Genomic DNA, 21790 nt, shown 5'->3' with positions numbered 1-21790 from the left:
TCGAAATCAGACTACCTTGCGCTCGAACGGATCGGAGCTAATACCTTTCGCGAGGATATCCTTCGCCCACTCCTTCGCCGTGAACAAGCTGTGGTCACGGTAGTTACCGCAGCTTTCGATCGTCGTCGCCGGTACGTCATCCCACGTAGCCTTGTATGCGATAAACTCAAGCGATTCCTTAAGAGCGCGCGCAACATCTTCGGTCGAGTGAGTGCCCCACGTCAGCAGGTGGAAACCAGTACGGCATCCAAACGGCGAGCAATCAATATACCCGGGAATACGTTCGCGCAACAGCACAGCAATCGTGTGCTCGATCGTGTGCAACCCACCGGTCGGAATTGCGTTTTCGTTCGGTTGGACGAGACGCAAATCGTAATTAGAAATCACGTCGCCGTTGGGACCGGTTTGCGTGTCGATGTAACGCACGTACGGGGCCTTGACTTTCGTGTGGTCCAGTTGGAAGCTTTCGACTACTGGCTTATCTGCCATATCGGACTCCTTATTTGAGGGATGATTGACCGATTTCTATTCTTCCACCATCGCTGGCACGCGCAAGCGTACCCGCGCAAATTGCCTATAAGCGTTATCTATGACTCACGATTCAACTGCGCTCGTAGCGTCCGGAATGCTTGCGGTAAACTCAGCAATGGCCTCCATGAAAGGCTTACCATACTGTTCGAGTTTGCTCGCACCGACGCCGTTGACCGACAGAAATTGTTCGTCGTTGGATGGTTTGACGCGAGCCATGTCGCGCAACGTTTTGTCAGAGAACACGATATACGGCGGTTTGCCGATTTCTTGCGCAATCTCACGACGTAGCGTGCGCAATCGCTGGAAGAGCGCTTCATCAGTTTCACTCATCTCGTTGAGATTATTGAGATCGTTGATGTTGCCGTTTGCCGATGTGAACAAACCCAGAGCAGAGCCGGACGTTGCCATCGAACCGCCACTGCGACGTCCAGTCGATCGAGATGTCGTGCGTTCGATGCGTTTAATTTCATAATGAAAATCTGGCGCGACAGTTTCCGCCGCACGACCACCAAATCCGACAATCGGCAATCGGCCTTCACAAATCGTCAACAATCCGTCAGTGGTCATCTGACTGAGCACATCACGTACGCGAGCCTCGGGTGTTTGCGCAAGCCGACCGTAACTCGGGCAACGGTCCAACCCTCGAGCAAGTACATCTTGCGCACGCGAACCACGCAACACGGCCACGATCTTTCCCGAACCCAAACCTTGCCTCATGGGCATACGAGTTGGCCGCCCCTGCTCGTCATAGTCATACATAACATCGTGCACGCAGCGACTAATTGCACGCGCAACATCAGTCACGTCAAGTGTGGCAAACGTACTATTACAATTCGTGCAACCACCCTTGCAAACAGCATGACTCTGTCCTTTTTCATGAGGATCGGTCGGCACAGTTTCACCGAAATAACGCGTCATATACACATGAAGACAATCTGTTGTGCGACAGTAGCCTATCATCGCTTCGAGCTTGCGTCGTTTGTTGATTCGGTTGATCTCCTGCTGCTCAGCAGTCATGCGATCGTTGTCATAATCAGTGTCAAGCAGGCGACGACGGGTAACGATATCTGACTCATTCCACAACAATGTACAACGACTCGACTCTCCATCTCGACCTGCACGGCCAGCCTCTTGATAGTAAGCTTCGATCGAATCGGGCATGTTGTGATGAATCACATAACGCACGTTTGATTTGTCGATGCCCATGCCGAACGCATTAGTGGCAACCACTACTGGAATACGGTCGGTAACGAAGTCTCGTTGGGCTTGATTGCGCGCTTCGGGCGACATACCGCCGTGGTAAGCGACCGCCACCGGATTTGCAGTTTGCTCTTCGATCTTCGTACCAGAAGCACGACGCAACACTAGCACAGTTTGATTGAGCGAAGCGGCGAGTGCTTCCGTTTCTTTGCGCGTGGCACAATACACAATGCCTGATTCGTCTGGGTGCGATGCGATATAACTAGCCACCCATGCCGCCTTGCGCTTCGTTTCCAGCTTAATGACATCAAAATACAGGTTATCTCGGTCGAACCCGGTGACCGTGACCTGCGGGTTGCGCAGCCCCAACATGGCAACGATGTCACGACGCACTCGTTCAGTGGCAGTGGCCGTGAATGCTGCAACGACCGGTCGCACAGGCAATGCTGCGATAAACTCGCCGATGCCAAGATATGAAGAACGAAAATCCTGTCCCCATTGGGAGACGCAGTGGGCTTCGTCAACGGCAATGAGGCTGATGGGCGTGCGTGCGGCAAAGTCACGGAATCGTTCAGTTTCAAGGCGCTCTGGAGCAACATACAACAGTTTCACATCACCATGAGTTGCTTGCGCGAGCACCATGCCTTGCTCGTCCGGAGTTTGCGTGGTGTTGATGAATGCGGCAGGAATACCCGCGTCAGCTAACGCGTCAACTTGATCGCGCATAAGCGAGATCAGAGGCGAGATAACCACACTAACGCCGGGCAGCAACGTGGCAGGAATCTGATAACACACTGATTTGCCTGCGCCGGTAGGCATAACTCCAAGCACATCACGCCCGGCGAGGATCGACTCGACCAGCCCAGATTGACCTGGCCGGAATGAATCATAGCCAAAATACCGTTTGAGCGCGCCTAGCGCCGCCGCATTATCCGTCATGTCTCACCAGTGTAGGCGAGGCCATCCACACGGTATAAACGGTATAATATGTCGGCCCTTTCGATACATGACATGACGTGACACGGCTTTCTTCAATCTGAGAGGCAGTATTACTCCAATGCAAGGGTCTTTCTTCGATCTGAGAGGCAGCAGTCCTTGGTAATAACGAGCGATACACCCCCGAACAATGTGGTAATAGGTGTAATTTACTTTGGCTACTGCCTCTCAGATCGAAGAAAGACCCTTGCAAAGTCGAAAATCTGCCTCTCAGTTTGCGAAAACCCTCATGAGAGGGTCCTCATCCTCAGCAACCATAGCGTCTGCCTTCACATAATCAGCGAAAGCAGTCAGATCGCTTTGAACGCCTGATCGAGATCGGCGATCAAATCGTCAGCATCCTCAATGCCAACCGACAAACGAACCAGATTCGCCGGCACTTCAAGCGTCGTGCCCGCCACCGAAGCGTGCGTCATCGCGCCTGGATGCTCGATGAGCGATTCAACACCGCCGAGCGACTCGGCAAGCGTAAACACCTGAGTCGCTCCAACAAACCGTTTAGCCGCCTCAAATCCGGCCTTAATCTGCACGGAAATCATGCCGCCGAAACCACCGTGCATTTGGCGTGCCGCGATCTCATGTCCCGGATGTGATTCAAGACCCGGATACCACACGCGCTCCACCTCGTCATGTCCTTCAAGCCACTGTGCAATCTTCAATGCGTTACGACTGTGCTGTTTAACGCGCAGGTCAAGCGTCTTGAGCCCACGAATATCAAGCCACGAATCAAACGGCGAAGGCACTGCACCGGCTGCATTTTGCAAAAATGCTACTGTATCGCGCGTTTCTTCATCGTTGAGCAGCACCGCACCGCCGACCACATCAGAGTGACCACCAATATACTTGGTCGTCGAATATACGACTGCATCGGCACCGTCATCAAGCGGATGCTGAAGCACCGGAGATGCAAACGTGTTATCAACCGCGACCCGAGTACCATGCTTGTGCGCGACCGCAACCGTTGCAGCAATATCAGTAATATTGAGCAGCGGATTCGACGGCGTTTCCACCCAAATCCACGCGTACGATTTAGCCGCAAGCGCAGCATCTACCGCATTCGTGTCCGTAATGTCAATCACATCGAGGCCCACACCCCACGGCACAAACACTTTCGACAGCAGTCGATACGTGCCGCCATACACGTCATTGCCGAGCAAAATATTGTCACCCGGCTTAACCGTCGAGCGCAGCAATACGTCGATCGCGGCAAGGCCCGATGAGAATGAGAGCGCATATTTCGCACCTTCTACAGAAGCAAGCTGCGCGTCAAAACTGTTACGAGTCGGGTTAATCGAGCGACTGTAATCGTAACCGTTGCGCAGTCCGCCGACTCCGTCTTGCTTGAACGTAGACGTAGCGTAGATCGGCGTGACAACTGCTCCAGTGGTAGGGTCTGGCTCTTGACCTGCGTGAATGGCACGAGTGGCGAGCTTGGATGCGGCGAGCGCGGCGGCGTTAGTGGAGATGGTCATGGTTCGTGTCCTTTCGGATAATTCTTATTTGAGAGTAATGGAAGTTGTGATGAAACGTATGGGTGTCGCTATTGGTATTGCCGATAGCGCGTTACAGAGTGTGATATTGCGCGGCGAGGGACGGTTGCGCAGTTGCTTCGACGATATCGCCGTAACCATGCGCATGCATCCAATCGTCGTTAAATATCTTCTCGAGATAGCTGCGTCCTGAGTCGGGCAGCAGCACGACAACGAGTTGGTGTTCGTCGAGGTTATGTTCGCGCGCGTATCGCACGGCTGCGGCTACTGCCATGCCGGATGATCCGCCGACGAGTAACGCTTCTTCAGCTGCGAGACGACGGGTCATGAGGAATGCATCGTGATCGTTGACTTTGACGATATCGTCGGTGATGGTGCGATCGAAGGCTTTCGGATAGAAATCTTCGCCGACGCCTTCGATATCGTACTGGTGGATGGCAGAGCGGTCGCTGGCCGAGTAGATCGAACCTTCTGGGTCCGCACCAACGACCGTAACCGCACCGTTTGACGCATCTTTAAGATAATGTCCAGTTCCAGAAATCGTGCCGCCAGTGCCGATACCGGCTATAAAATGCGTGACTTTGCCATCTGTGTCTCGCCAGATTTCAGGGCCGGTGGTTGCGTAGTGGCTGGCTGGACCGTTGGGATTGTCGTATTGGTTAGGTCGGAACGCGCCGGGAATGGTATCTGCAAGTCGTTGCGCAACCTGATAGTACGAACGCGGATCGTCTGGGCCGGCATCGGTTGGTGTAACGACGATTTCAGCACCGTAGGCGCGTAAAACAGCACGCTTGGATTCGCTGACTTTGTCCGGCAAGGTGAAAATCGTACGATAACCTCGCTGCTGTGCGACAAGCGCGAGGCCGACGCCAGTGTTACCGGAAGTTGGTTCGACAATGACACCGCCGGGCTTGAGTTGACCGGCACGTTCGGCTGCGTCGATGATGCGTTCAGCAATGCGATCTTTGGATGAGCCGCCGGGGTTGAGATATTCGATTTTGACGGCGATAGTGGCGCGTACGTCGCTGGCAACGTGATTCAACGTGACGAGTGGCGTGTTGCCGATGAGTTCTGCAAGTGAGTGGTGGATAGCCATAATAATGCTCGTTTCTTGATCTGTCAGATAGTTCTATTGAGTGCGAATGATGATGGCGGAAGTTCGGGCCGACTCATCGACTGAATGACAGTAGAAACGGGATTCTCTCGTTCACGTGAATAACTATGGGATGATGCCAAATTCGTGTCTTCCCTTGTTAGAGTTCGCCGTGAAGCGGTTTGAGGGATGGTCACGATTGCCAGACGTTCTTGAGGTAACTCAGTCAGCTACGCTGACAACTCTCTTGTGCAATAATGAACGCGCCACGCGCGACTTACCTTGGCTCACTGCCGTTCGCCACTACATCTCTACCAAGAGCACTGCTGTTTGCTGAATGTTGTTACGCAGAACAATCATCGCACACATCTGGCGATACTAATCGCGTGAATGAATCCTATCTCAAATTATGCTGCTGTCAGCCGATCGTCAAGCCCATAAGGGGCGGCTTTCGGTTAGCGACAACAACAACACATGAGATACGTCATGGCTCATACGATACCACCCGCCTCGACAATCGGCGTGTCGCAGAGTAACTCATTAACAGCCTTGCCACCGCATAAGCCCCGACCGCACGAGTGGCGGTTTTCTCTCGCTTAGGCAGTACTCACCGAGCGATTTCTGCCACGCACAGGAGAGACGCCACGCACGGGACGCCACACAACAGTCCTGTAGCCCTAGAAATAGTAAAAGCCCTCCGGACAATGTGCCGGAGGGCTTGGTCACAGATGGCGTATAGCGTCAGTTCACTTTTTGAGGCTGTTATTGACGGCGTCCACTGCTTTCTGCACGCTCTTGGTGTGCTCCTGATACCATGTGGTGTTTTTCTTGATGGAGTCAATCGCGGACTCGTATTCGGAATCAGCATCGACGTTGCAGGATGCGAGTTCCGGGGTTTCGACCGCAAGCTCCTTGGCGAGCGTATCAATAGTCGCCGCATCGGTCACATCATCCTCGGTATATGCGGCAGCCGTAGCAGCATCTCCGTTGACAAGATTGTTGTACTCGTTTTGTGAGACGCGCAAATCATCGGATACCGTTGCACATTCGGCCTTGAGCGTTTCCACGTCTTTACCGCCGAACCTAGTCACGACAACAAATACAGCGGCAGCGATCACTACAGCAGCCACAATCGCAGCAATGATAATCTCCGTACGTTTCTTCTTCGATGCGGCGATGTCGTCCACGTTCTTCGTCGTATCTTCAGTTGCCAATGTCATACTCCTTTCTGGCAAACCTCGCTACTGTATCAGAAACGCATATGTTGGCAACCAACGTACAACCAGTCGTCTCACCGTTAACCGATATTTATGGACAATTGAGCGTCACATACCAAGCGCTTAGAACAGTGCGCCTTGCTCAAATTCGGCATCCGGATTCGTTTGCGTTGCCGTCGGATTAAACGCAGCCGCACCGTCGCGTTCCAGCAACCCGACCGCCGCTTCGCAGTCCGCGCGCAACTTACCGTCAAGTCGCACCGCGTCAGGTGAAACGAGGAACATCCGCTCGTTGACACCTTGTAAATACAACCCATTCAAACTTTCCACACGAGACAGTGCAACGTACCCCATACCGGGTGCGAACGTTCGCCGCAAATCCATGACAGCACGTTCCAACGTCATACCTTGCGATTTGTGAATCGTGATCGCCCACGCGCAACGCAACGGCACCTGATTAACCGATGCGAGCACAGTCTCGCCATCCATCATTTCCCATGAGGCCGGTTTCATCGTCACCACATTGCCGTTTTCAAACTCAACGATCGGCCAACCGCCCTTTGCCTCGGTCGCAAACCCGCGCACCGTGCCGATCGAACCGTTGACATACTGTCGATCCGCGTCGTTGCGCAGCGCCATCACCGCGGCTCCGGTTTTGAGTACCAGTCGTTCGGGTGCAAGCATGTTTTTCTTCAATCGATCAACGAGATTTGCAGGTCCTGCTTGCTCAGCATGGAAAATGTGCTCCGTATCGTCAATCTGTGCGAGTCGCAAATCATTGAGGCTATCAGCTTGCCGGTTGACCGGAAACAGATGTACAGCTACCTCGTCTGGCGCGGGCATAAGTCCAAGCCGCGTGACGAGCGCATCACGATCATCCTGATCGACGCAACCGTCACGAATATCAGTAAGCACCGTGAGCAACTGACCCGCGTCCTGACGATGCTGTTCGGTCAGATAACAGATCGTCGGCGCAAGCTCAGGCCAGACCAGCGATTCAGTCACGAATCCTTCTGGGTTAAGACCAGCTTTCGCATAGCGTTCGCGCGAGGCGACAAACTCCGGCGTGGGTGCGATTACGTCATTATTGCGTCCTGAAACACTTACCGGCGGCAACTGGAACAAATCACCCGACAAGACGACTTGCAAGCCACCGAATGGACGCGGGTCACGGCGCATCGCGCGACATACTTGATCGACCATATCGAACAGCCACGCGTGCATCATCGATATTTCATCAATAACCAGTATGTCAGCCGCTTGAATACGGCTACGGCGACGGGTGCGAATGAGTTTGAGCAAATTAGCCGTCAAACTGGTGGCAACGCCAACACCGCTCCATGAATGTATCGTCTGCCCGTTGATATGAGTGGACGCGATGCCTGTGGACGCGGTCACCGCCACGCTCGCACCGGATTTGCGAGCAGCAGTAATGAACTCGTTCAGCACATACGTTTTACCAGCACCCGGTGCACCGGTCAAAAACACGTTTGCACCGGCCTGCAAAATCGCCAACGCCTCAGCTTGCCGCACGCTTCTCCCCCTATCCGTTCACGATCACCGCACGCTCGTCGTTAGCCGATCAGCCGATCAGCCAATTAATCGGTTAACAACAGTGATTACACCATGCTCAACGTTTGTAGGCGCAATATAGTGCGCAGCCGCTTTGAGCTCAGGATGCGCATTGCCCATCGCAAACGAACACTCGCCTGCAGACAACATCTGCAAATCGTTGAGATAATCACCGAACACCGCGGTGTTTGCCGCAGCAATGTTCAAATGCTGCTGCAATGCTTCAACACCGCGCCGTTTATCAGTTCCCAAACTCATGATGTCAACCCAATGCGCACCAGAGACAACCACTTGGTAATCACGCGCAATGCCGCTGAGCATATCAGCCGCCATTGTTTCCGCGTCGCCGAAGTCAAAGATCGCAAGTTTGAGCATCGTCTCATCACCATGTTCAACGCTCGGCAGAACAGCATGCAGATCAGGAACAATTTCGAGCGCGTGATAGTATTTGCGACATTCGTCCACGAACGGCTGATCAGTACGCTGAATATACGCCGTGTTCAGACCGCATAGTACGAGACCGATATCGTGCGTTGCGTTCGCAACAGCATCGTCGACGAGATCGATGACTGTACGCGAGACAGCAACGTCGACACCGTGGACTTCGATCACCTTGCCGTCCGCGACGACAACGTTGCCATTTTCCGCGATATACGACAGTTCACGCGGTACACGATCGGCGAACATGGAACGCAGCGTGGCGTACTGACGGCCGGAAGCGGGTACGAATTCGATCCCGCGTGACTGCAGACGTTCCAGCATCGGCCAGAAATCAGATGGAATCTCACTGTGCTCATCAAGCAACGTGCCGTCCATGTCGGCGACGACCAGCTGAATGTCTACAGGAGAGGTGATCTCGGTCCAATCGACTGCGGTCATGCGGGCTCCTTCGCTACTTTACTTGTTCAGAATACTGGTGGCGACAACGTCGGCGGCGATACGCTTGGCAGTGGTTTCATCCGGGCCGGGAGCCGGTGCCATGAACGCCTCGCGATAGTAACGCAGTTCGTCGAGAGACTCGATGATATCGGCGAGCGCGCGGTGACCGCCGTTCTTCGGCGGACGATTCTCATATACGGCCGGATACCAGCGGCGAGCAAGCTCCTTGAGCGTGCTCACGTCGACACTACGGTAGTGCAGGTGACTCATCAGGTTCGGCATGTAATGGTCGAGGAACTTCTTGTCGGAGCCGATCGTGTTGCCGGCGAGTAGCGGACGCACGCCGTCTGGGGTGAAGCGAGCCACGTATTCAGTGACTTTCTGCTCGGCTTCTTCAAGAGACAGGCCATGTTCCCATTCGTTAATCAGACCGGAACGGGTGTGCATGTTGCGTACGAAGTCGTTCATGTGCGCCACGGCGGCTTCGCTTGGCTTGATCACGTAATCTACGCCTTCATCGAGCACATTGAGGTCGAAATCAGTTGGCACGACAGATACTTCGACCAGCTCGTCACCGCCGAAAATATCGAGTCCTGTCATCTCGCAATCGATCCAGATCAGGCGCGAATCCTTCGCGCTGTATGTTTCTGCATCGTGTGCATCTACCATCGTGAGCCGCCTTTCCTTGCCGCATGTCTTGTCCGATATCGAACAGTACAGGCTATCGCGCGCCCAATACAATGGCAGTCTATTCGCGCATAACAAAGGCTCCCCCTAGGGGAGCCAATGAAAGAAGAACTCGCGTTCCGATCAGTTGTGGAAACCGGAGTAGTTCGGAGCTTCAGCGGTCATCACGATGTCGTGCGGGTGCGATTCACGCAAGCCGGCGTCAGTGATACGGATGAAGCGGCCCTTTTCGCTCATTTCCTTGATGTTGTGCGCACCGATGTAGAACATCGACTGGTGCAGACCACCGATCATCTGGTAGAGCACAGCGTTGAGCGGTCCACGATACGGCACTTCGCCTTCGACGCCTTCCGGCACAACCTTGTCGTTGGAGGTGACGTCAGCTTGGAAGTATCGATCCTTCGAGTAGGACTTCTTGCCGCGCGGAGCCATTGCGCCCAGCGAACCCATACCACGATACAGCTTGTACTGCTTGCCGTGCAGGAGCACCTTCTCGCCCGGAGCTTCCTCGCAGCCAGCAAGCGCGCCGCCGAGCATGACCGAGGATGCACCGGCCACGAGAGCCTTAGCAATATCGCCAGAGTAGTGAATACCACCGTCTGCGATGCACGGCACGCCAGCGGCCTTGCAAGCCAGAGCGGCTTCGTATACGGCGGTCAGCTGCGGAACACCGACACCGGCGACTACACGCGTGGTGCAGATCGAGCCCGGGCCGACACCAACCTTAACGGCGTCGACACCAGCGTCGATCATGGCCTGCGCACCGGAGCGGGTAGCGATGTTACCACCAATAACCTGCACGCCGTTGAAGGCCGGATCAGACTTGATACGGCGAATCATGTCGAGTGCAAGACGAGCTTCACCGTTCGCAGTGTCGACAACGAGCACGTCAACGCCAGCTTCCATCAGAGCGGAAGCACGCTGCCACGCGTCACCAAGGAAGCCAACGCCAGCGGCCACGCGCAGACGACCCTGCTCATCCTTGGTAGCATCCGGATACTGTTCAGTCTTCACAAAGTCCTTAACGGTGATCAGACCGGTCAGGTGACCTTCATCGTCGACCAGCGGGAGCTTTTCAACCTTGTGCTGCGCGAGCAGACGGTGAGCGTCTTCCTTGGAAATGTTGGACGGACCAGTAACGAGGTTTTCCTTGGTCATCACGTCGCGTACCTTCAAATGGTCATAATCTTCGGACGCGATGAAACGCATGTCGCGGTTGGTGATAATACCGACGAGCTTGTTGTCCTTGTCAACGACCGGCAGACCGGAAATGTGGAACTTGCCGCACAGCTTGTCAAGATCTGCAAGCGTAACGTCAGGGTTGACGGTCAGCGGATCGGTGATCATACCGGATTCAGAACGCTTGACCACATCGACCTGTGCAGCCTGATCGTCAATCGACAGGTTGCGGTGCAGCACACCGATGCCACCGTTACGAGCCATTGCAATGGCCATTTCAGATTCGGTGACCGTGTCCATAGCAGCGGAAATCGCCGGGACCTTCATGGTGATTTCACGCGTCAGATGCGTGGTCGTGTCCACTTCGGACGGGATAACATCCGTCTCGTTCGGCAGCAGCAGCACGTCGTCATAAGCGAGGCCGAGCTGGGAGAAGATCGGAGGAAGCGGGGCGTAATTGGTTGCTGAATTCATGTCAGGAATTAAAGCCATAGACCCACTATATGAGCGTGTATTGACGAATGACACACGACTGTGGTATGAGATGGAATGTTGCTGTGCGCTATTTATTGCCACTATTGCCGTTATTGCCGCGGAGATGCTTCGCACGTTGCTCAATTTCCGCGTTTTCCTCGCGTATTTCAGGAATCCGATGTTTTAAGTACGGATACATGGTGATAATCGTGAGTATTACGGTTGCGATAGCCATGCCGATCGCTACGTAACGTGCACGGAAAAATAGGATCATCAGTGAACCGAAGGCGATCAGTGCCGCCCAACCCCACAACGTCAATACTGCACCTTGGACTGAATGGCCAATTTTGAGCATGCGATGGTGCAAGTGCATGCGGTCTGGATGCATTGGCGATTGGCCTTTGGCAAGTCTGCGCACAATCGCCATACACATATCGAGTACTGGTAAAAACAGTACGAGAATCGGCAATAGGATCGGCATGAACACCGGCAGATAGATACTCGCGTGGATAGTTGCAGGGTCAAGCCGGCCAGTCATGACAATTGACGCGCATGTGATGAGATAGCCGAGCAGCATGGAACCAGAGTCGCCCATAAACAGTTTTGCTGGATGCCAGTTATGCAAGATAAAACCGACACAAATACCGATCATTGCCACGTCGATCAGCGTGGCCATTGATGCGTATGAAGGCGACGATCGCGCAATAATATACGAGTAGATTGCGAACGCGATACCGCCGATCGCAACAATACCGGATGCGAGTCCATCCAATCCGTCTACGAAATTGACAGCGTTAATCGATGCGACAATCAAAAATGCGGTGATAGTAATCGAGATACTCGGAGATGCAGTTACGAGCGAGCCAAGTGGCAGGGAAATAATTTGTAAACCGCCCCACGCTACAAACACGGCAATAAGCAATTGCCCTGCCATTTTGAGCATCCAATCCAAATCCCATAGATCATCCGCCATGCCGAGTAGGCAGATCATCACTGCACCAGCCATTACTACCCATGCTTGATGACTGGAACGAAACAAGTTATCGGTGAACGGTAGCCGACTTGCGAAGAACATCGCGCCAAGAAACCCGAGGAGCATGCCAAGTCCACCCATGCGCGGAGTAGGAATGGTATGCACGTCGCGTGCACGAACTTTACCAACAGCACCGATTTGTATGGCCAGATGGCGAATCAGCGGGGTGATCAGCCACGTAATGCCGCCAGCGATTGCAGCGATGAACAGGTAGATTCTCACTCGCCCAGTCCCCCACCGTTGAGATGAATGGCTTTACGGATAACCGATTGCGGAATAACGCCCTCACGCAAGATTTCAATGCCGTCACGCGATAGCGGATTGGCAGCAACCACCGTGCTTGCTACATGGCCTTGCGTCGGACCGCCGTCCAGATATAGGTCGATCGCATCACCAAATGCGTTGCAAGCCTCGTCGATGGTTTGCGCACTCTGGTCGCCGGAACGATTCGCACTCGAAGCGGCGAGCGGGCCGGTTGCGCTCAAAATGCGTAAGGAAACCGCAGAATTAGGGATGCGAATACCTTGCGTGCGCGTGCCATCTGCTGTTGCGCTGACGGTCGCTAGATTACAGTCGTCACGAGCAACTGCGATCGGCGAAAATGCACCAGGTAGGAAACGCGCGGCGAGCCGGTTGAGCGGTACTGGCAGGTCCAGCCCGAGACCGTCAAGCTGGTCAATATCTGCAAGCAACACTTGCAATGCTTTGAACCTCGGCCGCTGCTTAACCTCGTAAATGCGCGCGATTGCCGCTGCATTGCGAGGGTCGCACGCCACGCCGTACACCGTATCCGTAGGGATAACGATCAGTCCGCCTGCTGAGATGATTCGTTTCGCTTCAGCGAGAGAATCCTCGTTCACCGTTTCAACCGCGCTCATGGCACCTCCTGATCTACAACCTACCATTGCACCATCGCGCGGTGACAATCCGGCATCATCATGATGCAATCCTTCACCATCACCGCGATCACCTGAGAAACTGGGGGTCACCACGATTCACAGGCAACTATCAGAATCGCAGTACTCGATCAGCAATACGCATTGCCGATTCACGGTGAGATACAAGCACAATTGCAGCATCACGTTCGCATGCAAGCGCGTTGATCGACTGCAAAATCACTGCTTCATTCAACGCGTCAAGTCGACTCGTGGGCTCGTCAAACAGGATGAGGTCAGCATCGCGCAGGAAAATACGCGCCAATCCAATACGCTGACGTTCACCTTCAGACAGTCGATCACCAAGTTCACCGACCGGCGTGTCCAATCCGTCAGGCAGCGAATCAATGAGATCAAGTACGGATGCTTTACGGCACGCGTCACGTAGTAGTTCGTCGCTCGCACGGCTTGACTGGGCGTCGTTTGCACGGCTTGACTCGCGCTGACTGTCACGAAGCGTGTTCGGCAGTGCGATGAGCAGATTATCTCGTATCGTGCCATCAAACAGCGCGGTTTCCTGACTCATCATGGTTTGTGTGCGGCGACGGTAGGCCGCATCCACGTTCGGCAGCGGCTCACCGGAGAACCGGACAGTGCCCGATTGCGGGTCCCAGTAGCGCATGAGGAGCTTGAGCAGCGTGGACTTGCCTCGACCAGACGGTCCTTGCACGCCGAGAATTCCAGATGCTGGAATAGTAAGTGAGACGTCATCCAGTACCGCAGCAGACGACGTCAACTCGCCTACTGTAGACGAACCAGCCGTCGGATATGCGAACGTAACATGGTCGAGTGACATACCCGTATATGCTGGCGTTGCAGTACCAGTTTCAGCGACTGCTGGAGTCTCATCCATAAGATCGAACAGGCGACGTGCGGCGGCGAACGTTTGTGTGAGGTTCGCCGGTAGTGCGCTCAACGCGAGTGTCGGGCCGAACGAGCTTGCGAACAGCGTGAATGCAGCGATCAAAGCAGCGGCACCATCCGAACCGGCCGCGCCTTCATACATCACAACTGCGAGCGCTGCTGCAGCAACGGTCAACGCCATCACCAGTACCATGCCAATGCCCGCAAATCCGCCATTAACACGACTGAGTCGCGCATGTTCTTTCCACAGTGCGTGCGTACGTTCTACAATGCGCGCGGCTCGCTCGCTACCACGACCAAAGCCAATGATTTCGCGAAGCCCGCGCATATCGTCAAGCATCACATTGTCAAGTTCAGATGCTTGATGGCGAATAACTGGGCCAAGATTTTGCACATTAGTGGCGAAGAATCGCGGTACAAACACACCAATAATGAGATGCGACACAATGAGCAGCAGAGCCATCGCCGGGCTGAGCGCGAGCAGAAATATCGCGTACACGATCGTAGTAGTTACCGCGATCACGACTGGCGAAATCGTGTGCGCGAAGAAAATCTCAAGCAACTCGACATCAGTGGTGATGAGCGCAATCAAATCACCCTTGCCTTTGCCAGCCAACTTAGCTGGGGCGAGGCGACGCAATGCGGCGAACGCTTGCGAACGGAATAGTGCGAGCAAGCGAAACGCAACATTGTGATTACTGTACTGTTCCACGTATCGCATCACGCCACGCAGTACCGCGCAGATGATCATCGCTGCAACAGCAGCGCTCGCGCCCATCGACCAAACCGGGTGACCGGCGAGTGCAGCCAATGCGAATACGCCGAATACAGGTAATAGCGTGGCTGCAAGGTGACCGATCGTACCGGCAACACTAGCGAGTGTCATGATACCGGCGAGCGGTTGTGCGATGCGCAGCAACCGCGCGATAACGGCGGTATCAAACGCGCCTGCTGTCGCAGTGTCTTCCTGCGCGGCTGTGTGCGCGTGTGCAGTTTGCGACGAAGCTGTCACCGTATCGGCGGTTGCAGATGAATCGATATCACTGTTGTTCGATACAGCAAAACCGTCATCAGTGTTCGCGCTCACGCTCATGTTCGAGTCAGTCGCAACATCCGTCATCGTACGTCGACCGACTTGTTCAATCTCCTGCTGCGCGCGGAACAGTCGCGTGTACTCGCCGTGCGCACCGATCAGTCCGCGGTGCATACCTGTTTCGACAACTTCGCCATGACTGAACACGACGATCATGTCCGCATGTTCAGCGTTCGCCATGCGATGCGTGATCATAATAACCGTCTTGCCAGCCGCCGCAAGATCACGAATCGAGGCAAGAATCAGCGTTTCACTTTCTACGTCAACGCTGCTCGTCGCTTCATCAAATACGTACACTGGACTGTCATGCAGGAGCGCGCGAGCGATTGCAATACGTTGCCGCTGACCGCCAGACAAGTTCGCAGCATCCGGTTCGATACTCATATCGAGTCCGTTCGGCTGACTGCGTACGAAATCGTCGATACGCGCGCGACGTAACGCATCCCACAGTGCATCATCAGTCGCCGAAGCATCGTCACGACATGCCATTGCAAGATTCTCGCGCAACGTGCCCGCGAATAAGTGACTGCGCGCGCCGACCAGCGTGATCGTACGCGTGAGCGACTGCGCAGTAATATCGCGGATCTCGTGACGTCCGCGCAAGTCGAGCAGTGCGATCGAGCCGTCGTATCCGGTCAACGTGCCAGCAAGCAGCGCTGCAGCCGTCGACTTGCCAGAACCAGACACGCCGACGATTGCAGTTACATGACCAGGATTTGCCATAAATGAGACGTCAGTAAGCGCGCGCTCGTCACGATGCGCGCTGGTTTCGTCATTGTTGAAATACGAGAATCCAGCGTGCTCAAACGCAACAACCGGCGCGAACCGGCCTGTATCAGCCAGTTCAACGTCACCATGAGCTGGTTCAGGAGTATCCAGCAGACGGAAAATACGCTTGGTTGACGTCATTCCGTTCATCGCAACGTGGAAATATGAGCCGAGCTGACGCAGCGGAATAAAGAAATCAGCAGACAGCAACACTATGAGCAGCACGCCAACAAGTGATAGCGACGGCTCGTGCCCGTTTGCGAACAAGCCTTGCGCATACTGCCACAACGCCACTCCGATGCCAGCTGCAGTACCACCGTATGCGACCAAGTCCATCGAAGACAGGGAACGCAACTGAATTTGCAGCACACGCATCGTCATTATGCGGAAATGCTCAGCTTTTTCATCCATTTCGCGAGCCGCGCGCTCGTCGGCGTCGAAGATTTTCAGCGTTTCCAAGCCTTGCATGTCATCGAGGAACGTGGCACCCATATCGGTGTAGCTGCCCCAATATTTCTTAAACATGCGAGCCGCACTCATGGCTACCATACCAACGATCAGTACGATCAACGGCGCGCAGACAAGTAGCGTCACGGCTGTGGGCATGTTCACCGGCGCGAGCACTGCAAACAAAGTGATCGGGGCGAGGATTGCGTAAAACAGTTGGGGTAGGAACAGTTCAAAGAAACTTTGGATTTGCTCGACGCCTTCACCAGCCGACTGTACAATGTCGGACGTTTTCACGCGAGTTTCATAGGACGGCCCGAGCCGGAGCATTTTGCGGTAGAGCTGATCGCGAAGTCCAAGTTTAACTCGTTCGGCGGCTTCAGTGCCGAGTCCTGCGGCGAGTCGCGTCATAGAGTAGCGTACGGCTGCGCATGCGACAAATACGACTGTGTAGATCGTGATTGACATTGAGGACAATGGGACATTGACGAGTCCGAATAGGTCTGCGGCGGCTAACGCATGCCCCGTCGAATCGATCGTGTTTAACAGCGAACCAAGTAACGACACGAGTGTCATTACAAATGCAATATTGGCGAGCAATGACACCCATAGGCATGCCACTTTGCCGGCCACCAGTCCTCGCACGCCGGGTGCCATGCTCAAAAGCCGCTTGTCGAACATTGTCCGCCTTTCACCAGTCCGCACAGGGTCGTTGCGCGGAAGTCGCATCTGTTGGTAGGGATATTCGGATTCAATGAATCCGAATGTATTGAATCCGAATTCACCCTAGCAATCGCAGAGCCGTTTGACCAGAGGCAATATTGAGGAATCTGTCACATAGTTCACATAGTAACGAGGAGCGCTGCTAGGGCATGATCCCGGGTCATATCTGCAATCCTTTTCTGCTGCGAACTCGGGCACGAGATGGCATACACGTGTGATTTACCATCGCGTGACCGCAAAATACGTCGATTCACGCGATGGCATCACACAACACATCAGGTCACCGTTGCTTTTGGGCGGCGACCAACGCTTCAGCAGCCGCCTTCGTAGCAATCGCACGTTCCTTAGCACGACGAGCGCGAGCCAGCTCAGCTTCGGCTACCTTGATATCCGCCTCGGCCTGACGCAGGTCTGCAGTGGCACGCGCCACTTCAAGCTGCGCGTTCGACTGCTCAGACTTCGGCTTCCACAGCTCCGCGATCTCTTCCAGCGTCTTATCCTTGGTCTCAGGTACGAAGGTAACCACGCCAAGGAAGCACAGCAGATTAGTACCAGCGAACACAAGGAACGTTCCCATACCGCCGATAGAGTTGATCATGACCGGCGTAAACTGGCCAATCGCCCAGTTCGTAGCCCACAGGAACACTGTGCAGATGCCGGTGGCACGGCCACGCAAGTATGTCGGAAACAGCTCCGGGATCATAATCCACGGAATCGGGCCCATCGAGAACGCGAACGCAGACGTAAAGCACATCACGAAGATCAGCATGAGCAGTTGATAATTGTTCGCGTACGCAAAGCTGATGCCGAGCGCGAACACGACCATGAGTCCGGAGCCGACAGCCATGAGCTTCTTGCGACCCGCAGTATCGATCAAATACATGCCAACGACGGTGAACACAAGCTCGATGCCACCCACGCAGGAGGATGCGAGGAATTCAGTGTTACCGCCGAAGCCCATGTCTTTAAACATGACCGGGCCGTAGTAGCTGATCGCATTCATACCGATAGCTTGATTAAAGATTGCAAGGAAGATACCGATGAGCAGGGCTTTGCGCAGGCCCGGCTTGAACAGGTCGGAGAACTGTGCGTTGGCTTGTTTTTCTTCAGCAATCTGATTTTGGATTTCTTCAACGTCGCGGCGTGCTTTTTCGGTGCCATTGATGCGTTCAAGGACCTTAAAACCTTCCTCGACCTTGCCGATCTGCACGAGGAAACGCGGCGATTCGGGGCTAAACCACAGTGCGCCGAAGAAGATCGCAGCGGGGATCGCGCCGATGCCGAGCATCCAACGCCAACCGATGTTCACACCCCAGTCGCGGGTGCCGGAGGATGCGATGAAATAGTTGATGACGTTGGTCAGGAAGATGCCTGAAATCGTCAGCAGTTGGTAGGCGCTGGTCAGTGCACCACGGATGTTGGTCGGTGCGGATTCGGTAATGTACGTGACGGCGAGCGCTGCGGCAAGACCGATGCCGACGCCACCGATGACGCGTGCAAGGATCAGCGTGGCCGGGCTGAACGTAAACGCCGACCACAGGGCCGCCACGAAGAAGAACGCAGCACCGAACATGAGTAGTTTACGACGGCCGTAACGGTCGGACAAGAAGCCGGACAGACCGGCACCGATCACGCCACCGATCATGATGGACGAGATAACCATGCCCTGTAGAGCTGGACTCAGCGAATACTTAGTCTGTAAGAAATCGATTGCGCCGGAGATGGAAACTGTGTCATAACCGTACAGCAGACCGGCAAGACCTGCGCTTAATGCAAGACCGACAATGTAACGGCCGGAGCCGCGTTGGTTGCGTCCATCGTCTGTGAGATCGACGGCTGGATCGTTCATGTCACCCGTGGTATTACTCATGGCAACATACCTCATTACTTAACTGATGATTGCGCGGCGTTGCCGCGATACTCTCCTCTTCTGGCCGATTATTAATCTCACTGTACTTGACTCGCGAATGAATCATACCTGATTCATTGTTGACTCACGTTAGCGTTAACAATCAAAACCAAGATGACATAATAGCACATTTTCAAACATTTCATCATTCTGCTACGGATACACAACTACAGATATGCAGTTAGCGGCAGCCCATTCAAGATCAACTTCAATGCGATGAGTGAATAAGGGGGAAACAGTCATGCCAATCCACACGCAACACACCACACGCATTGGATTTACTGAGGGCTAGGTCGATGCGCGTGGCGGTTTTTGCTCGCTTGAGCAGTGCTCAGTGAGCAAAAACCACCACTCACCTGTAGCAGTGGCAGAAAACGCTCGCTGAGACCACTGTCAGCGAGAGAAAACCGCCACTCAGTGCTCTCATTCGTACTGTGCTCTTGCAATATGCAATCTGAGAGGCAGATTTTGGTGTTTGCAGTGGTCCTTCTGCAATCTGAGAGGCAGGCGTTCTTACCACATTCTGCATTCTGCCCTCATATTACGAGGTTTCGGGGGTATATATCGGCCTTGTAACCGAACTACGGTGCCTCTCAGATCGCAGAAAGACCCCTGCACGATGGTAAAACTGCCTCTCACTTCACAAAAAGTAGCTAAGGGATGATTTCTTTCTCATCTACAGATGCAGTAGTTGTTAACCAGACCATAAAGTTTATAATGATTCAACTCGTGATAGGCTCCAATTTGTCATGTCTCGCGCACACAGCATTGGAGATGTGGATTGAAATATAGTGCGGTTGATGAGTGATAGCTTGCTCGCTGAGAGTGCTAGATGAGAACGTTCTAGATTCGTTTCTGCCTAGCATTCTCATTCACGAATTTATGAATGCGAATTCAATAGCGAGTGTGGGACTTTTGTGGTGTTTTAAGGTTGGTTTGTGTGGTTGTGTGGGGGTGGTGTGCAGTGTTTTGGAGTCTCTTCGCGAATTGAGAGGCAGTTCTCGATTGTGCAGGGATCAGTTTGTGAATTGAGAGGCAGTGTGGCCTTGGTGTAAGGCTGCTATATACCCTGAAACCTATTAATAGTGAGAATTTATTCAGAACATCTGCCTCTCAATTCGCAAAGTGAAGATGCAATATAGATGGAAGTAACTGCGTGGCAGCTTTCTCTCCCTGACAGTGGTCTCAGCGAGCGTTTTCTGCCACTGCTGCACTGCTACAGGTGCGTGACGGTTCATGCTCACTGAGCACTATCCAAGCGAGAGAAATCTGCTACGTGCATCAACCTTGCTCTCAGTAACGTCGATGCACACGGATTGAAATAGCTTTGCCGTCATTAACGTTTGCTTTTACTGAGTTCGCTCTCTATGAGAAGAACGCTTGGGATGAGAGGATATGCTTGTTCGTGGTTGCCCCAGTGAAAGGTTGTCGTTCTCTTTAACGTAGATTGAGATCATTTGGAGCGTACGTCGAGTTTAAGATGGTCTTGGTTACGCCCTTACCGAAGGCGCAGATTGAAATTACGTCTGTGTGTGTGCTTCTGCGTAGCGTTAGCTGATCACTCTCTATGGAGATCACCTCGTTGGCGGTGCATGCAAGCGCGAATGCATCTCAATCCGCTCTCACACGGCCCACTTCCAATTGAACACATCGCAAGGAAAGCGACGGTACCCGTGCCATCTGCTTTCGTGTTCCAACAGGTATTTCAATCCACGCTCTCCGTGAGGAGAGCGGCGGACTATCGTATTGATTTTAGTGGACTATCGTATTATTTCAATCCACGCTCTCCGTGAGGAGAGCGGCGTGTGCAATGTCGCGGTCCGCGTAGGCGTACGTATTTCAATCCACGCTCTCCGTGAGGAGATCGGCGCGCGTACTCGCGCAGAGCGTCAGTTAGATCGCATTTCAATCCACGCTCTCCGTGAGGAGAGCGGCCGATCCGGGTTCGTTCGCACAAATCGGCGAGAGAATTTCAATCCACGCTCTCCGTGAGGAGAGCGGCGAGCAATGAGCATCGACCTGACACAACAATGTTTTGTTTCAATGTTTGTTCGACAGGTTTGGCAGTGTTTTTCCGCAGTGTGAGGTGGTGCCGTTTTCTTGGACTGTGATCCGGGAGGAGCCATCATGGCGAGGTATACGAGGGAGCAGCGTCGGCGTGCGGTGGAGTTGTATGTGAGGTATGAGTGCTGCGCGGCGGACGCGATCCGGGAGTTGGGGTATCCCAGTCGTGAGGCGTTGCGTATGTGGCATCGGGACTGGCTCGAGGAATAGAAGACGGGAATACCCTCGACGCGTGGCGAGCGGTATTCGCGTTACACGTTGGAGCAGAGGCGGGACGCGGTGGACCATTACCTGACGCACGGGCGGCGAGCGAGCCGCACGATCCGCCAAATGGGGTATCCGAGCAAGACGCTGCTGGCCTCGTGGATTGACGAGCTCGCGCCCGGCGAACGCCGGCTTCGCCACGGGCCCATACCTGAGGAGCTCAAGCGCGAGGCCGTGCTCAAGGTCGTGTCCGGTGGAGCGAGCTCGCGTGAGGTGGCGGAGGGATTGGGAGTGGATTCGTCGGTAGTGAGAAACTGGAAGCGGCGATTGCTCGGCAAGACGAAAGGGGCCGCGGTGGCGAAGGACGAACCGGAACGCAAGGATACCGCACCGCAGGCTGATGCGGATGCGCTGCGCGGCGAGATCGCCTCG

Annotated in this window: 15 protein-coding genes and 1 CRISPR repeat array; of the genes, 2 read left to right on the top strand and 13 right to left on the bottom strand. The window is 54.2% G+C overall.

The window, feature by feature from the left end; genetic code table 11:
- Positions 1 to 6 precede the first annotated feature (6 nt).
- From BHAP_RS05315 to BHAP_RS05255, 13 genes are all read right to left on the bottom strand, one after another.
- Positions 7 to 489, bottom strand: a complete 483-nt coding sequence (locus BHAP_RS05315; RefSeq protein WP_094729710.1) for an S-ribosylhomocysteine lyase — start codon at positions 487 to 489, stop codon at positions 7 to 9.
- A 105-nt stretch (positions 490 to 594) separates the two neighbouring features.
- Positions 595 to 2670, bottom strand: coding sequence for a RecQ family ATP-dependent DNA helicase (locus BHAP_RS05310; protein WP_094729709.1), 2076 nt, complete (start codon positions 2668 to 2670; stop codon positions 595 to 597).
- A 347-nt stretch (positions 2671 to 3017) separates the two neighbouring features.
- Positions 3018 to 4199, bottom strand: a complete 1182-nt coding sequence (locus tag BHAP_RS05305; RefSeq protein ID WP_094729708.1) for a cystathionine gamma-synthase — start codon at positions 4197 to 4199, stop codon at positions 3018 to 3020.
- A gap of 91 nt (positions 4200 to 4290) precedes the next feature.
- Complete coding sequence (locus BHAP_RS05300; protein ID WP_094729707.1) at positions 4291 to 5313, bottom strand: pyridoxal-phosphate dependent enzyme; 1023 nt, start codon at positions 5311 to 5313, stop codon at positions 4291 to 4293.
- 743 nt (positions 5314 to 6056) lie between these two features.
- Positions 6057 to 6530: a hypothetical protein gene (locus BHAP_RS05295; protein WP_094729706.1), complete on the bottom strand. Its 474-nt coding sequence runs from the start codon at positions 6528 to 6530 to the stop codon at positions 6057 to 6059.
- Positions 6531 to 6650: 120 nt separating this feature from the next.
- Positions 6651 to 8060 carry a PIF1 family DEAD/DEAH box helicase gene (locus BHAP_RS05290; protein WP_094729705.1) on the bottom strand — a complete coding sequence of 470 codons (1410 nt, stop codon included), beginning with the start codon at positions 8058 to 8060 and terminating at the stop codon, positions 6651 to 6653.
- Positions 8061 to 8117: 57 nt separating this feature from the next.
- Positions 8118 to 8978, bottom strand: coding sequence for a Cof-type HAD-IIB family hydrolase (locus tag BHAP_RS05285; protein ID WP_094729704.1), 861 nt, complete (start codon positions 8976 to 8978; stop codon positions 8118 to 8120).
- Positions 8979 to 8996: 18 nt separating this feature from the next.
- Positions 8997 to 9647 (bottom strand): oligoribonuclease, encoded by a 651-nt coding sequence (gene orn, locus BHAP_RS05280; RefSeq protein ID WP_094729703.1) that lies wholly within the window; start codon positions 9645 to 9647, stop codon positions 8997 to 8999.
- A 141-nt stretch (positions 9648 to 9788) separates the two neighbouring features.
- Complete coding sequence (guaB, locus tag BHAP_RS05275; protein ID WP_094729702.1) at positions 9789 to 11336, bottom strand: IMP dehydrogenase; 1548 nt, start codon at positions 11334 to 11336, stop codon at positions 9789 to 9791.
- A 70-nt stretch (positions 11337 to 11406) separates the two neighbouring features.
- Positions 11407 to 12573: an MraY family glycosyltransferase gene (locus tag BHAP_RS05270; RefSeq protein WP_094729701.1), complete on the bottom strand. Its 1167-nt coding sequence runs from the start codon at positions 12571 to 12573 to the stop codon at positions 11407 to 11409.
- The gene (locus BHAP_RS05265) at positions 12570 to 13229 is read right to left on the bottom strand and encodes an L-threonylcarbamoyladenylate synthase (RefSeq protein WP_094729700.1); all 660 of its coding nucleotides are present in this window, start codon (positions 13227 to 13229) and stop codon (positions 12570 to 12572) included. The genes BHAP_RS05270 and BHAP_RS05265 overlap by 4 nt, the downstream gene beginning before the upstream one ends.
- 130 nt (positions 13230 to 13359) lie before the next feature.
- The gene (locus BHAP_RS05260) at positions 13360 to 17139 is read right to left on the bottom strand and encodes a thiol reductant ABC exporter subunit CydD/CydC (RefSeq protein WP_094729699.1); all 3780 of its coding nucleotides are present in this window, start codon (positions 17137 to 17139) and stop codon (positions 13360 to 13362) included.
- A gap of 322 nt (positions 17140 to 17461) precedes the next feature.
- Entirely contained in the window at positions 17462 to 19051 is a 1590-nt protein-coding gene (locus BHAP_RS05255; RefSeq protein WP_158216437.1) for a sugar porter family MFS transporter, read from the bottom strand.
- Between the two features lie 1741 nt (positions 19052 to 20792).
- Positions 20793 to 21087: direct repeats of the CRISPR family, unit length 28 nt; unit sequence ATTTCAATCCACGCTCTCCGTGAGGAGA.
- A 130-nt stretch (positions 21088 to 21217) separates the two neighbouring features.
- Between BHAP_RS05255 and BHAP_RS11870 the strand changes: the two genes are divergently transcribed.
- The gene (locus BHAP_RS11870; protein ID WP_244569315.1) at positions 21218 to 21364 is read left to right on the top strand and encodes an integrase; all 147 of its coding nucleotides are present in this window, start codon (positions 21218 to 21220) and stop codon (positions 21362 to 21364) included.
- Positions 21365 to 21484: 120 nt separating this feature from the next.
- Positions 21485 to 21790, top strand: a 306-nt coding sequence (locus tag BHAP_RS11865) for a transposase (RefSeq protein WP_244569314.1), incomplete at its 3' end; no start/stop codon positions are given.

This window comes from Bifidobacterium hapali (assembly GCF_002259755.1).
GTDB classification, from domain to species: domain Bacteria; phylum Actinomycetota; class Actinomycetes; order Actinomycetales; family Bifidobacteriaceae; genus Bifidobacterium; species Bifidobacterium hapali.
The sequence above is the reverse complement of the archived record's forward strand: the minus strand, read 5'-3'. Positions and strand labels throughout refer to the sequence as shown.